The organism is Burkholderia seminalis, assembly GCF_001718535.1.
In the GTDB taxonomy this organism is placed as follows: domain Bacteria; phylum Pseudomonadota; class Gammaproteobacteria; order Burkholderiales; family Burkholderiaceae; genus Burkholderia; species Burkholderia seminalis.
In genome coordinates this window covers 1,077,287-1,090,698 of record NZ_CP013398.1, presented here as the reverse complement: position 1 = coordinate 1,090,698, position 13,412 = coordinate 1,077,287, and the positions used below count along the sequence as shown (strand labels likewise).

The window sequence follows — 13,412 nt, the reverse complement described above, 5'->3', positions numbered from 1 at the left end:
GCGTCGGGAATCAGATGCCGGCCAGCACGCGCAGATGCGCGACGACGCTGCGCCCGAGCGCGGACAGGTTGTAGCCGCCTTCGAGGCAACTCACGATGCGGCCCTGCGCATGCCGGCGCGCCACGTCGACGATCTGCGCGGTCAGCCATTCGAAATCGGCCTCGACGAGGCCGAGGCTGCCGATGTCGTCCTCGCGGTGCGCGTCGAAGCCGGCCGACACGAACAGCATCTGCGGCTTGAATGCGTCGAGGCGCGGCAGCCAGAACATGTCGACGGCTTCGCGGATCGCCATGCCGTTGCTGCGCGCGGGCATCGGCAGGTTGACCATGTTCGGCGCCTGGTGATCGACGCCGGAGAACGGATACAGCGGATGCTGAAAGAAGCTGCACATCAGCACGCGCTCGTCGTTCGCGAACGCCGCCTCGGTGCCGTTGCCGTGGTGCACGTCGAAATCGACGATCGCGACACGCTCGAGACCGTGTACGTCGAGCGCATGCCGCGCGGCGATCGCGACGTTGTTGAAGAAGCAGAAGCCCATCGCACGGGCGGGCTCCGCGTGGTGGCCGGGCGGGCGCACGCCGCAGAACGCATTCGCATAGCGGCCTTCGATCACCGCGTCGGTCGCCGCGATCGCGGCGCCGGCCGCGCGCAGCGCCGCGCGCCACGTGTCGCGATTCATCAGCGTATCGGGATCGATCTCGACGTAGCCGTCGACCGGCGTCATGCTCCGGATGTAATCGATGTGCGCCTGCGTATGCACACGACCCAGCGCGACCTCGCTCGCGAACGGCGCGGTTTCGTGCACGATCAGATCGTCGATGCGGCTCGCGATCAGTTGATCCTGGATCGCCGACAGGCGGGCCGGGCACTCCGGATGCCATTCCCCCATCTCGTGCAGCATGCAGTCGGGGTGCGTATAGAAAGCGGTTGCCATAAGCTGTCATCCACGACGCTCGGTGCGCCGCAGGTCTCCATCAATGATGTCCATCGTCTGCCGCGAATTCGCCGCTAACTTACCACAACGGGGGCCCGCCACGCCCCGGCGCGCCGGATCCGTCGGGTATACTGCGCCGAACACAATCGCCCTGTCCGCCCGCTTCGACATGAATTCCAGCAAGCCTGCCGCCCTCCTCTCCGCGCTGTCCCGTGTCCGCGTCCCGCTCGTCGCCGCCGCTGTCGTCGCGGCCCTCGGCACCGCGCCTGCCGGCGCGCAGACGCAGCCGGCGAAGCCCGCCGGCAAGCTCGTCGCCCAGGCCCAGCCGCAGCAGCCGTTGCCGCAAGGCCAGACCTTCGAGGAGGAAATTGTTCCGCAGCGTTATGCGAACAACGCCAAGGTCGACGCCTTCATCGACGAGATGGTGAGCCGCAACGGCTTCGACTCCGCGAGCCTGCATGCGCTGTTCTCGCGCATCAGCTACTCGGCGACGGCCGTCAAGCTCGTGAAGCCGGCCCCGTCGCCGACGGTCAAGAACTGGCGCGTCTATCGCTCGCGCTTCATCGAGCCGATCCGCATCAACGCGGGCGTGAAGTTCTGGAAGGCGAACCAGGCGACGCTGCAGCGCGCGTCCGAGCAGTTCGGCGTGCCGCCCGAGGTGATCGTCGGCATCATCGGCGTCGAGACGATCTATGGCCGCTACATGGGCAATTTCCGCGTGCTCGACGCGCTGACGACGCTCACGTTCGATTATCCGGACACGCCGAATCGCGACAGCCGCCAGGCAACGTTCCGCAAGAACCTCGAGGACTTCCTGGTCTGGACCCGCGACAACCAGCTCGACCCGACCACCGTGCTCGGCTCGTACACGGGCGCGATCGGGATCCCGCAGTTCCTGCCGAGCAGCATCCGCGAGTATGCGGTCGACTTCGACGGCACGGGCCACGTCGATCTGCGCAGCAGTCCTGTCGATGCGATCGGCAGCGTCGCGAACTACCTGAAGCAGCACGGCTGGGAAACCGACCGGCCGGTGGTCTGGCAGATCACGCCCGATACGGGCAGCCTGGGCATTGCGCAGGCCGCCGCCGACGGCCAGCCCGAGCCGCACTGGGCGCTGTCGCAACTGACGCGCGCGGGCATGACGCTGAACGAGCCGACGGTCAACATCACGACCGAAGCCGGCACGCCGGTGACCGTGGTCGACCTGCCGTCGCCGGGGCGCGCGACCGAGTACATGCTCGGGCTCAAGAATTTCTACGTGCTGACGCGCTACAACCGCAGCTTCTTCTACGCGCTCACCGTGTACCAGCTCGGCGAAGCCGTGAAGGCGCAGATGGAAGCGAGCGGCGCGCTGAAGCCGGCCGCCGCCGACGACGACGCGCAGTCGCAGTAAGATCTGCCCGCCCAAAGAAAAAGCGCCGCACGAGCGGCGCTTTTTACATGGCTGGCGCGCGGCGCACGCCAACCCGTGTTCAGGCGGGAAACACGCCCGTGGACAGATAGCGGTCGCCACGATCGCAGACGATGAACACGATCGTCGCGTTCTCGACCTGACGCGCGATGCGCATCGCGACTTCGCACGCGCCGCCCGACGAAATGCCCGCGAAGATGCCTTCGACCGCCGCCAGCCGGCGCGTCATCGTTTCCGACGCGGCCTGGCTCACGCTCTCGACACGGTCGACGCGGCTGCGATCGAAGATCGTCGGCAGGTACGCTTCCGGCCACTTGCGGATGCCCGGAATGCGAGAACCGTCTTCCGGCTGCGCGCCGATGATCTCGATCGCCGGGTTCTGTTCCTTCAGATAGCGCGACGTGCCCATGATCGTGCCCGTCGTGCCCATGGCCGACACGAAGTGCGTGATGCGCCCTTCGGTATCGCGCCAGATCTCCGGCCCCGTCGCTTCGTAGTGCGCAACGGGATTGTCGGGGTTCGCGAACTGGTCGAGGATCACGCCCTTGCCTTCGCGCTGCATCTCGTCCGCGAGATCGCGCGCCAGCTCCATCCCGCCCTTCACCGGTGTCAGGATGATTTCGGCACCGTAGGCGGCCATGCTCTGGCGGCGCTCGACCGACAGGTCCTCCGGCATGATCAGCACCATCTTGTAGCCGCGGATCGCGGCGGCCATCGCGAGCGCGATACCCGTGTTGCCGCTGGTCGCCTCGATCAGCGTATCGCCCGGCTTGATGCGCCCGCGTGCCTCGGCCTTGCTGATCATCGACAGCGCCGGGCGATCCTTCACGGAACCGGCCGGGTTGTTGCCTTCCAGCTTCGCGAGCACCACGTTGTTGCGCGCGCGAATCTCGTCGTCCGGCAAGCGGACCAGTTGCACGAGCGGCGTATTGCCGATCGTGTCTTCGATAGTTTTGTAAGCCATGGATATACCGTCAGTGCGAGGCCGATCAATCGATCGATTGTAAACCAGCACCGCCGCTCGCGCCGGCAACCCCCATTACGACGATGGAATACGCATGCCGCGCGACACGTGATCGCCCCCCGTATCACACGCGCTCCCCCACGCAAAAAACCCGCGGCATGCCGCGGGAAGCCGTCATGACGACGGCGGCTGAAGGAGCTCGTTGTCGGTCGCGCGCGATGCGTTACTTCTGTGCGGTGCGGGCGGGCGCGGCGGCAGGCTTGGCCGCCGCAGGCTTGCCCGCGGCGGGCGGCGCCGCGGCCGCGCCGGCTGCGCCCGCCGCGCCGATCGTCAGCCCTTCCTGCTGAAGCCGCTCGACGATATGCCCGCCCATGCCTTTCACGCGCGCGGTGAGATCTTCCGCATTCCTGAACGGACCGCGCGTGCCGCGTTCATCGACGATCGCCTTCGCCCGCGCCGGACCGATGCCCTTGATGCCGACGAGCGCATCCTCGCTCGCGGTATTGACATCGACGGCCGCCCAGGCCGACGCGACTGCGCCGAGCATGACCGCTGCGGCAAACCATTTCCTGATCATGTGCTGGATCTCCGAAGAAAAACGGCCGGCGGCTGCCGACCGTGAGACCCAGTCTAGCGACGCAACGCCTGCGTTTAAACCTGGCCGGATAGCCAACGGACGTAGCGGTCGACGCCTTCCTGCACGGTCAGGAACGGCGCGTCGTAGCCGGCTGCGCGCAGTTTCGTCTGGTCGGCCTGCGTGAAGCACTGGTACTTGCCGCGCAGCGCATCGGGGAACGGCACGTATTCGATCAGCCCCTGCTCGACCTGCTGCGCGAGCGTCAGCGGCGGCTGGTTGTCGAGCGCGCGCAGCGTGTTCACGACCGTCGACGCGATATCGTTGAACGGCTGCGCCCGGCCCGTGCCGAGGTTGAAGATGCCCGATTTCTCCGGGTGGTCGAAGAAGAACAGGTTCACCTTCGTCACGTCCTCGACCGACACGAAGTCACGCGTCTGCTCGCCCGGCGCATAACCGTTGTACTCGCCGAACAGCTTCACCTTGCCTTCCGCGCGGAACTGGTTGAAGTTGTGGAACGCGACCGACGCCATGCGCCCCTTGTGCGTCTCGCGCGGGCCGTACACGTTGAAATAACGAAAGCCCGCGATCTGGCTCTTCGCGCTCGGCAGCACGCGGCGGATCACCTGATCGAACAGGAACTTCGAATAGCCGTACACGTTCAGCGGCGCCTCGACGTCGCGCTCCTCGACGAAACGCGTCGAGCCGCCGTAGATCGCGGCCGACGACGCGTACAGGAACTGCGTGCCGTGCGCGAGACAGGTATCGAGCACCGCGCGGCTGTAGCGGAAGTTGTTGTCCATCATGTAGCGGCCGTCGGTTTCCATCGTGTCCGAACAGGCGCCTTCGTGGAACACCGCGCGCACCTTGCCGAAATCGCCGCGCGCGAAGCGCTCGACGAATTCCGTCTTGTCGAGATAATCGTCGATCTCGCAATCGACGAGATTGCGGAACTTGTCCGCGCGCGTCAGGTTGTCGACCGCGATGATGCGCGATTCGCCGCGCTCGTTGAGCGCCTTGACGATGTTCGCGCCGATAAAACCGGCCGCGCCGGTGACGATGAGGGTCATGATCGTCCTGCCTGAAAAGTGCGAGCCACTCGTGCGACGCGCTCGTCGCGCCGCCGAATGCGCTCAGTGAAACAGTTCGTCGTAGTCCACCGTGGCCGTGCCGAGCTTGCCGACCACGATGCCTGCCGCGCGATTCGCGAGCACGACCGCGTCGACCAGCGGCACGCCGGCGCCGAGCATCGTCGCGACCGTCGCGATCACGGTGTCCCCCGCGCCCGACACGTCGAACACCTCGCGCGCGAGCGCCGGTGCGTGCAGTTCGCCGGTCGCGGAAAAAAGCGTCATCCCCTCTTCCGAGCGCGTGAGCAGCAGCGCATCGATGTCGAGCTCCGCGCGCAGGTTCGCGACGCGCGCGCGCAGGTCGTCTTCCGACTTCCACTGGCCGACCACTTCACGCAGCTCCGCGCGGTTCGGCGTGATCAGCGACGCGCCGCGATAGCGCGCCCAGTCGTCGCCCTTCGGGTCGACGAGGACGGCCTTGCCGGCCGCACGCGCCTTCTCGATCATCGTCGTGACGTGCGTCAGGCCGCCTTTCGCGTAATCCGACATCAGCACGACGTCGTGCTGCGGCAGCAGCGCGTCGAAGCGCGCGAGCCCCGCGAGCAGCACCTCGTGCGTCGGCATCGCCTCGAAGTCGACGCGCAGCAGTTGCTGCTGGCGCGCAAGCACGCGCAGCTTGATCGTGGTCGGCAGCGCCGGGTCGCGCTCGAGATGCGGCGTCACGCCGCTGCCGGCGAGCAGTTCGACGATCCGCTCGCCGGGCTCGTCGCACCCGACGACGCACAGCAATCCCGCCTGGCCGCCGAGCGTCACGGCATTGCGCGCGACGTTGGCCGCGCCGCCGAGCCGCTCCTCCTGACGCTGCACGTGCACGACCGGCACCGGTGCTTCAGGCGAAATGCGATCGACGTTGCCGAACCAGTAACGGTCGAGCATCACGTCGCCGACGACGAGCACGCGCGAGCGCGCGAGCTGCGCGCGCGGCACCGATACGATTTCGTGAAGAGTATTCATCGTGTGGTCAGCCGCGGGAGGACGACTGCGGATCGACATACGGACGGCCGATCGCATAGTAGTCGATGCCCAGCTCGGCCATCGCGTCCGGCTCGTACAGGTTGCGGCCGTCGAAGATGACCGGCGCCTTCAGTTCGGCCTTCAGGCGCGTGAAATCGGGGCTCCGGAATTCCTTCCATTCGGTCACGATCACGAGGGCATCCGCGCCCGTCACGGCGATATCCTGCGTGTCGACGAGATGCAGCCGCGCCAGCGCATCGGCATCGTGGCCGAAATCGAGCTCGAACACGCGCCGCGCTTCGTCGATCGCGACCGGATCGTACGCGCGCACGGTCGCACCGCGCTCGAGCAGCGCGGCGATCAGACGCCGGCTCGGCGCCTCGCGCATGTCGTCGGTGTTCGGCTTGAACGCGAGGCCCCACACCGCGAACTCGCGGCCCGTCAGGTCGGCGCCGAAGCGTTGCTCGATCTTGCCGATCAGCACGTCCTTCTGCGCATGGTTGGCGGCCTCGACGGCTTCCAGGATGCGCAGCGGCTGGCCGTTCTCGCCGGCGGTGCGAATCAGCGCCTGGACGTCCTTCGGGAAACACGAGCCGCCGTAGCCGACGCCGGCGTACAGGAAGTGATAGCCGATGCGCGGATCGGAGCCGATCCCGCGGCGCACGGCCTCGATGTCGGCACCGACCTTGTCGGCGAGATTCGACATCTCGTTCATGAACGAGATGCGCGTCGCGAGCATCGCGTTCGCCGCATACTTCGCGAATTCGGCCGAGCGCACGTCCATGTAGATCGTGCGCTCGTGGTTGCGGTTGAACGGCGCATAGAGCTTCTTCATCTTCTCGCGCGCGATCGTGCCGGTCTCGTCGTCGTCGACGCCGATGATGATCCGGTCCGGACGCATGAAGTCCTCGACCGCGGCGCCTTCCTTGAGGAACTCCGGATTCGACACGACCGAGAAGCGATGCGCGACGCTGCCCGCGAGCCCGCGTGCGGCAAGCGCCTCGTCGACCACGCCGCGCACGCGCTGCGCGGTGCCGACCGGTACCGTCGACTTGTCGACGATCACCTTGAAGCCCGTCATGTAGCGGCCGATGTTGCGTGCGGCCTCGAGCACGTACTGCAGGTCGGCCGAGCCGTCCTCGTCGGGCGGCGTGCCGACCGCGATGAACTGGATCTCGCCGTGCGCGACGCTCGCCTCGATGTCGGTCGAGAAGCGCAGGCGCCCCGCCGCGCGGTTGCGCGCGATGATGTCCAGCAGCCCCGGTTCGTGAATCGGCATGCCGCCGTTGTTCAGGATGTCGATCTTGCGCGGATCGACGTCGAGACAGAAGACGTCGTGACCGATCTCCGCGAGGCAGGCGCCCGTGACGAGGCCGACATAGCCGGTGCCGATGATGGTGATTTTCATAGATGTTCCGGTACTTCCCGGTAATTGACTAACTTGGCCGCCGGGGCCAGCCCGGCGGCAACCGCAGCGCGTTGGCTCCGCGTGCCGGGATCAGCCCGGCATCGCAGGTTCGACGCGGCGCGGCGCATAGGTTTCCCAGCCGCTGCATCCGGGGCACTGCCAGTAGAAAAGCCGTGCCCGGAAACCGCAATTCTGGCACGTATACCGTGGCAGATTTTTCGTGCGCTGCTTGATCAGCGCACGCATCATTTCAAGTTCCTTACGGCGCGGTTCGTCGGCCGCCGCGATCTGCGCATCGAGCAGGTGCAGCATCCCCGACAGGTTCGGCGACTTCTCCATCTGCAGGCGCGCCAGCGTGTGCGCCGCTTCCTGGCCGCGCAACCCGGCGATATGCTGGTACGCGATGTCGAGCAGGTCGTTCGACGGATAGCGGTCGACATACCCCATCAGCAGCTCGGCGCCTTCCCCGTTCTTGCCGAGCGCGACATACGCCTTCATCAGCTTGTCGGCGACGAGCGGCAGATACGCGGGGTTCTGCGCTTCGACACGCTTCCAGTGCCCGATCGCGGCGGTGTGGTCACCTGCCGCCTCCGCCGCGTCGCCCGACAGGATCGTCGCACGCACGTTCTGCGGGTTCACGGTCAGCGCCAGGCGCAACTGTTCGGCTGCCGCGGCCGCATTCTTGCGCTGCAGCGCTTCCTGCGCGAGTTCGCAGTGGAACTGCGCAATTTCGACGCCGAGCGGTTTGTCGCTCATCGATTCGATGCGCTTCGCGGTATCGATCGACTTGTTCCAGTCCTTCTCGATCTCGTAGATCGTCAGCAGCGCCCGCTGCGCGCCGAGCGCATAGTCGCCGTCGGCGAGCTTGTGGAACGCCTCCTCGGCGCGATCGAGCAGGCCGGCCTTCAGGAAATCCTGGCCGAGCTCGTACAACGCGTGGTCACGCTCGTTGACCGGCAGGTCCGTGCGGCTCAGCAGGTTCTGGTGCACGCGGATCGCGCGGTCGGTCTCGCCGCGGCGGCGAAACAGGTTGCCGAGCGCGAAGTGCAGCTCGACCGTCTCGGGATCGAGCTTGGCGACCTCGATGAATGCGTCGATCGCCTTGTCGGGTTGTTCGTTCAACAGAAAATTCAGGCCGCGGAAATACGAGCGCGGCAGGTTGGCGCTCTCCGACAGGAGATTCTTCAAGTCATAGCGTGACGCCGCCCACCCGAGCGCGAACGCGACCGGAATCGCGAGCAACCACCAGAAATCCAGATCCATGCGAAATATCGAAGCAGAGACGAAAACCGCGCGATGATCGCGCGGCGTCCGTGTTAAATGACGGGCGGCATCGGCGGCTGATCGATGACGGCGGGCGTTTCACGCGCCGCGCGCAGATCGCGCTTCAGGCGCCCGTTCTCGAGACGCAGGCGGAAGATCGAAGGCAGCGCGGACAGCAGGCCCGCCAGCAGCCCCACGGCGAAAAACGCCAGGCCGATCAGGATCAGCGGCGCTTGCCATGCGTAGCCGGCAACGAAATTCAGCGTCGCGGTTTGCGTATTGGCCAGCGCGAGCACCAGCAGCAGGACGAACACCAATACCCGGATCAGCCAGACGATAAACTTCATGAAGCCCTCTCTTTGTTGAGGTTTGCTGCGGCGCGCGACTCCCCTTCGTCGCACCGAATCGACCCGTATTGTAAAGGAAGCGTTTCCGCGACTGCGCACATCCTGCGCCGGCCGTTGCATCGCTGCCGCCGGAAATGAAAAAAGCGCCCCAAGGGGCGCTTTTCTTTTCAGCCTTCGCCGGACGGGTTCCGGGCACACCAAACGACGTTCAACGCTCGTCGTCCGGATCGTCAGCCTTCAGCGGTTCACCGGCGCGGCCGTCGACGCGTTCGCGCAATTCCTTGCCAGGCTTGAAGTGCGGCACGAACTTCTCGGGCACCTGCACTTTCTCCCCCGACTTCGGGTTGCGTCCGACGCGCGCCGGGCGACGGTTGAGGCCGAAGCTGCCGAAACCCCGAATTTCGATGCGATGCCCTTTCGCCAGGGCATCGGACATCGCATCGAGCATCGTTTTCACCGCGAAATCCGCATCCTTGAGGACAAGTTGCGGAAATCGCAATGCCAGCTGCGCGACCAACTCGGATTTGGTCATACTTCAGCAGACCTCGTGAGGCTTACTGGTTCTGGCCGTCGAGCTTCGCCTTCAGCAGCGCGCCGAGGTTGGTCGTACCGGTCGCGGCAGCGCTCGTGTCCGACTGCAGGCCGCGGATCGCTTCCTGTTGCTCAGCCGAATCCTTTGCCTTGATCGACAGGTTGATGCCGCGCGACTTGCGATCGATGTTGATCACCATCGCGTTGACCTTGTCGCCTTCCTTCAGCACGTTGCGTGCATCTTCGACGCGATCCTGCGAGATTTCCGACGCACGCAGGTAGCCTTCGATGTCGCCCGTCAGCGTGATGACCGCACCCTTCGCATCGACCGTCTTCACGACGCCGTCGACGATCGAGCCCTTGTCGTTCATTGCAACGTAGTTGCTGAACGGGTCGCCTTCGAGTTGCTTGATGCCGAGCGAAATACGCTCCTTCTCGACGTCGATACCGAGCACGATGGCTTCGACTTCGTCGCCCTTCTTGTACTTGCGAACGGCTTCTTCGCCGGCTTCGCTCCACGACAGGTCCGACAGGTGGACCAGGCCGTCGATGCCGCCCGGCAGACCGATGAACACGCCGAAGTCGGTGATCGACTTGATTGCGCCCGTGATCTTGTCGCCCTTCTTGAAGTTGCGGCTGAAGTCATCCCACGGATTCGGCTTGCACTGCTTCATGCCGAGGCTGATACGACGACGGTCTTCGTCGATCTCGAGGACCATGACTTCGACTTCGTCGCCCAGCTGGACAACCTTCGACGGCGCAACGTTCTTGTTGGTCCAGTCCATTTCCGACACGTGGACGAGGCCTTCGATGCCCGATTCCACTTCGACGAATGCGCCGTAGTCGGTGATGTTCGTGACCTTGCCGAACAGGCGCGTGCCCGACGGGTAACGGCGCGAGATGCCTTCCCACGGATCGTCGCCCAGTTGCTTGATGCCCAGCGAGACGCGGTTCTTCTCTTGGTCGAACTTGAGGATCTTCGCGGTGACTTCCTGGCCAACCGACAGGACTTCGCTCGGGTGACGCACGCGACGCCATGCGATGTCGGTGATGTGCAGCAGGCCGTCGATGCCGCCGAGGTCCACGAACGCGCCGTAGTCGGTGATGTTCTTGACCACGCCGTTGACGATCGCGCCTTCCTTCAGCGTCTCGAGCAGCTTCGCGCGCTCTTCGCCTTGCGTTGCTTCGATCACGGCACGACGCGACAGCACGACGTTGTTACGCTTGCGATCGAGCTTGATCACGCGGAACTCGAGCGTCTTGCCTTCGTACGGGGTCGTGTCCTTGACCGGACGCGTGTCGACCAGCGAACCCGGCAGGAACGCGCGGATGCCGTTGACCATCACGGTCATGCCGCCCTTCACCTTGCCGGTGATCGTGCCGGTGACGAGTTCGTTGTTGTCGAGTGCCTTTTCCAGCGACAGCCACGATGCAAGGCGCTTTGCCTTGTCGCGCGACAGGATCGTGTCGCCGTAGCCGTTTTCGAGTGCGTCGATCGCGACGGACACGAAATCGCCCGACTGCACCTCAACCTCGCCCTGATCGTTCAGGAATTCCTCGATCGGAATGTAAGCCTCGGACTTCAGGCCTGCATTGACGACCACGAAGTTGTGGTCGACGCGCACGACTTCGGCGGAAATCACTTCGCCGGCGCGCATGTCTTGGCGGGTCAGCGACTCTTCGAACAGAGCCGCAAAGGATTCGGTATTCGGGGTGGAGGTTTGCAGGTCGGACATAAAAATCTGATTGTGCATGGATCGCTGTGCCACGCCGGCCGGAATGGCAGGCTGAAAGGGCCAGATCGATGACCACACGGGGTTAAGGGTTCGAAACACGCTCCGCGCTTGCGACGCGGAACACCTACCGCTGCCCGCCTTCTCAGGCGGGCTGGCCGAGCGCCCGGTACCACTGCAGCACTTGATCGACGGCTTCATCGACCGACAGCGCCGACGTATCGAGCAGCCTGGCATCTGCCGCAGGCTTCAGCGGCGCGGCCGCGCGATTGCTGTCGCGCGCGTCACGTTCACGAAGATCCCGGAGCAAGTCATCTATATTAGCAGAAAAACCTTTTTGCATCAATTGCTTATGCCGTCTGGTCGCGCGAGCCTCCGCGCTGGCCGTCAGGAACACCTTCAGCACGGCATCCGGGAAGATCACCGTCCCCATGTCGCGCCCGTCCGCGACGAGGCCCGGCGTCTTGCGGAACGCGCGCTGGCGCGCGACGAGCGCGGTGCGCACGGGCCCGTGCACGGCAATGGCCGACGCGCGGTTGCCGACCGCTTCGGCGCGGATGTCGTTCGACACGTCGACGCCGTCGAGCTGCGCACAGCCTTCACGAAAGGTGATGTGGAGATCGTCGATCAGCTTCACCAGCGCGTCGATGTCCTCCGCCGCGATGCCGTAGCGCACGCTCGCGAGCGCGGCGAGCCGGTACAGCGCGCCGCTGTCGAGCAGGTGGAAGCCAAGGTGCGCGGCGACGAGCGCGGCAACGGTGCCCTTGCCGGAGGCGGTCGGGCCGTCGATCGTGATGACGGGAGTCGGGTGAAAGGGTCGGGTCGATTTCATCGGTACAGTCGGGTCAGGCTTTGGCGAGCGCGGCGAAGCGGTCGAAATAGTCGGGGAACGTCTTGCCGACGCACTTCGGGTCGTTGATCCGCACCGGCACGCCGCCCAGGCTGACGAGCGAGAAGCACATCGCCATCCGGTGATCGTCGTACGTATCGATCGCCGCGTTCGGCGTGAGCTTTTCCGGCGGCGTGACGACGAGATAATCGGGGCCTTCCTCGACGATCGCGCCGACCTTGCGCAACTCGGTCGCCATCGCGGCGATGCGGTCGGTCTCCTTCACGCGCCAGCTCGCGATGTTGCGCAGCGTGCTCGTGCCGTTCGCGAACAGCGCCGCGACCGCGATGGTCATCGCCGCATCGGGAATCAGGTTGAAGTCCATGTCGATCGGTTCGAGCTTGCCGTGGTCGTGGCCGATGCCGCGCACGTCGATCCAGTCGTCGCCCATCGTCACGTTCGCGCCCATCTGCATCAGCGCGTTCGCGAAGCCGACGTCGCCCTGGATGCTCGCGCGCCCCACGCCCTCGACGCGCAGCGGGCCGCCGCCGAGCGCGCCGGCCGCGAGGAAGTACGATGCGGACGACGCGTCGCCCTCGACCATGATCCGCCCCGGCGAGCGGTAGCGGACGCCGGCCGGCACGACGAAACGCTGCCAGCCGTCGCGCTCGACGGTCACGCCGAAGCGCTCCATCAGCCGGATCGTGATGTCGATGTACGGCTTCGAGATCAGCTCGCCGTCGACCTCGACGACGGTCCGGCCGTCCTTCGCCTTCACGAGCGGCAGCGTCATCAGGAGCGCCGTGAGGAACTGGCTCGACACGTCGCCGCGCACGCGGATCGGCGCATCGACCGAGATCGTCGCGGGCTTGATCCGCAACGGCGGGTAGCCTTCGTTCAGCTCGTAGTCGATCTGCGCGCCGATCTGGCGCAGGCCGTCGACGAGATCGCCGATCGGCCGCTCGTGCATGCGCGGCACGCCGTGCACGCGATAGTCGCCGCCATTCACCGCGAGCGCCGCGGTCAGCGGCCGCACGGCCGTGCCCGCGTTGCCGAGGAACAGGTCGGCCGTCTTCGCGGTGAAGGCGCCGCGCGTGCCCGTGACGACACAGGTGTCGCCGTCGCGCGCGAGCTTCACGCCGAGCTTGTCGAGCGCGTCGAGCATCACGCGCGTGTCGTCGGAGTCGAGCAGGTTGGTAATCGTCGTTTCGCCTTCGGCCAGCGCCGCAAGCAGCAGCACGCGGTTCGAGATGCTTTTCGAGCCGGGCAGGCGCACGGTGCCCGACGCGCTGGAGTACGGGCCGAGATCGAGATAGTCCATGGGAATCGTCCTG

At 65.7% G+C, this 13,412-nt stretch carries 13 protein-coding genes; 1 reads left to right on the top strand and 12 read right to left on the bottom strand.

Annotated features, from left to right (window positions below; translation table 11 throughout):
* Positions 1–10: 10 nt before the first annotated feature.
* Complete coding sequence (locus WJ12_RS04915; RefSeq protein WP_034187434.1) at positions 11–934, bottom strand: histone deacetylase family protein; 924 nt, start codon at positions 932–934, stop codon at positions 11–13.
* A 43-nt stretch (positions 935–977) separates the two neighbouring features.
* On the opposite strand from WJ12_RS04915, the gene mltB reads away from it, so the two are divergent.
* The gene (gene mltB / locus WJ12_RS04910; protein ID WP_080287788.1) at positions 978–2,327 is read left to right on the top strand and encodes a lytic murein transglycosylase B; all 1,350 of its coding nucleotides are present in this window, start codon (positions 978–980) and stop codon (positions 2,325–2,327) included.
* A 79-nt stretch (positions 2,328–2,406) separates the two neighbouring features.
* On the opposite strand, the gene cysM is transcribed toward mltB, so the two are convergent.
* The 11 genes from cysM to aroA all read right to left on the bottom strand — a co-directional run bounded on the left by cysM (position 2,407) and on the right by aroA (position 13,399).
* Positions 2,407–3,309 (bottom strand): cysteine synthase CysM, encoded by a 903-nt coding sequence (gene cysM / locus WJ12_RS04905; RefSeq protein WP_034187432.1) that lies wholly within the window; start codon positions 3,307–3,309, stop codon positions 2,407–2,409.
* A 223-nt stretch (positions 3,310–3,532) separates the two neighbouring features.
* Positions 3,533–3,886 (bottom strand): ComEA family DNA-binding protein, encoded by a 354-nt coding sequence (locus WJ12_RS04900; protein WP_034187431.1) that lies wholly within the window; start codon positions 3,884–3,886, stop codon positions 3,533–3,535.
* Between the two features lie 74 nt (positions 3,887–3,960).
* Positions 3,961–4,953, bottom strand: coding sequence for an ADP-glyceromanno-heptose 6-epimerase (rfaD, locus tag WJ12_RS04895; RefSeq protein ID WP_034187430.1), 993 nt, complete (start codon positions 4,951–4,953; stop codon positions 3,961–3,963).
* A gap of 63 nt (positions 4,954–5,016) precedes the next feature.
* Positions 5,017–5,967 (bottom strand): D-glycero-beta-D-manno-heptose-7-phosphate kinase, encoded by a 951-nt coding sequence (gene rfaE1, locus WJ12_RS04890; RefSeq protein WP_051700958.1) that lies wholly within the window; start codon positions 5,965–5,967, stop codon positions 5,017–5,019.
* A 7-nt stretch (positions 5,968–5,974) separates the two neighbouring features.
* Entirely contained in the window at positions 5,975–7,375 is a 1,401-nt protein-coding gene (locus WJ12_RS04885) for a UDP-glucose dehydrogenase family protein (protein WP_034187429.1), read from the bottom strand.
* Between the two features lie 90 nt (positions 7,376–7,465).
* Positions 7,466–8,638: a lipopolysaccharide assembly protein LapB gene (gene lapB, locus WJ12_RS04880; protein WP_059557123.1), complete on the bottom strand. Its 1,173-nt coding sequence runs from the start codon at positions 8,636–8,638 to the stop codon at positions 7,466–7,468.
* Between the two features lie 53 nt (positions 8,639–8,691).
* Positions 8,692–8,985: a lipopolysaccharide assembly protein LapA domain-containing protein gene (locus WJ12_RS04875; protein WP_012328123.1), complete on the bottom strand. Its 294-nt coding sequence runs from the start codon at positions 8,983–8,985 to the stop codon at positions 8,692–8,694.
* Positions 8,986–9,193: 208 nt separating this feature from the next.
* Positions 9,194–9,517 (bottom strand): integration host factor subunit beta, encoded by a 324-nt coding sequence (locus WJ12_RS04870; RefSeq protein WP_034187427.1) that lies wholly within the window; start codon positions 9,515–9,517, stop codon positions 9,194–9,196.
* A gap of 22 nt (positions 9,518–9,539) precedes the next feature.
* Complete coding sequence (rpsA, locus tag WJ12_RS04865; protein WP_034187468.1) at positions 9,540–11,252, bottom strand: 30S ribosomal protein S1; 1,713 nt, start codon at positions 11,250–11,252, stop codon at positions 9,540–9,542.
* Positions 11,253–11,394: 142 nt separating this feature from the next.
* Complete coding sequence (gene cmk, locus WJ12_RS04860) at positions 11,395–12,081, bottom strand: (d)CMP kinase (RefSeq protein WP_048249628.1); 687 nt, start codon at positions 12,079–12,081, stop codon at positions 11,395–11,397.
* Positions 12,082–12,094: 13 nt separating this feature from the next.
* Positions 12,095–13,399, bottom strand: a complete 1,305-nt coding sequence (gene aroA, locus WJ12_RS04855) for a 3-phosphoshikimate 1-carboxyvinyltransferase (protein WP_059557124.1) — start codon at positions 13,397–13,399, stop codon at positions 12,095–12,097.
* Between the last annotated feature and the right edge of the window lie 13 nt (positions 13,400–13,412).

Bases quoted from the DNA above. Each gene is read 5' to 3' on its own strand.
- rfaE1 (WP_051700958.1), bottom strand. From the start codon at position 5,967: ATGAATACTCTTCACGAAATCGTATCGGTGCCGCGCGCGCAGCTCGCG.
- rpsA (WP_034187468.1), bottom strand. From the start codon at position 11,252: ATGTCCGACCTGCAAACCTCCACCCCGAATACCGAATCCTTTGCGGCT.
- mltB (WP_080287788.1), top strand. From the start codon at position 978: ATGATGTCCATCGTCTGCCGCGAATTCGCCGCTAACTTACCACAACGG.
- WJ12_RS04870 (WP_034187427.1), bottom strand. From the start codon at position 9,517: ATGACCAAATCCGAGTTGGTCGCGCAGCTGGCATTGCGATTTCCGCAA.
- WJ12_RS04900 (WP_034187431.1), bottom strand. From the start codon at position 3,886: ATGATCAGGAAATGGTTTGCCGCAGCGGTCATGCTCGGCGCAGTCGCG.
- WJ12_RS04875 (WP_012328123.1), bottom strand. From the start codon at position 8,985: ATGAAGTTTATCGTCTGGCTGATCCGGGTATTGGTGTTCGTCCTGCTG.
- WJ12_RS04885 (WP_034187429.1), bottom strand. From the start codon at position 7,375: ATGAAAATCACCATCATCGGCACCGGCTATGTCGGCCTCGTCACGGGC.
- WJ12_RS04915 (WP_034187434.1), bottom strand. From the start codon at position 934: ATGGCAACCGCTTTCTATACGCACCCCGACTGCATGCTGCACGAGATG.
- lapB (WP_059557123.1), bottom strand. From the start codon at position 8,638: ATGGATCTGGATTTCTGGTGGTTGCTCGCGATTCCGGTCGCGTTCGCG.
- cysM (WP_034187432.1), bottom strand. From the start codon at position 3,309: ATGGCTTACAAAACTATCGAAGACACGATCGGCAATACGCCGCTCGTG.
- cmk (WP_048249628.1), bottom strand. From the start codon at position 12,081: ATGAAATCGACCCGACCCTTTCACCCGACTCCCGTCATCACGATCGAC.
- aroA (WP_059557124.1), bottom strand. From the start codon at position 13,399: ATGGACTATCTCGATCTCGGCCCGTACTCCAGCGCGTCGGGCACCGTG.
- rfaD (WP_034187430.1), bottom strand. From the start codon at position 4,953: ATGACCCTCATCGTCACCGGCGCGGCCGGTTTTATCGGCGCGAACATC.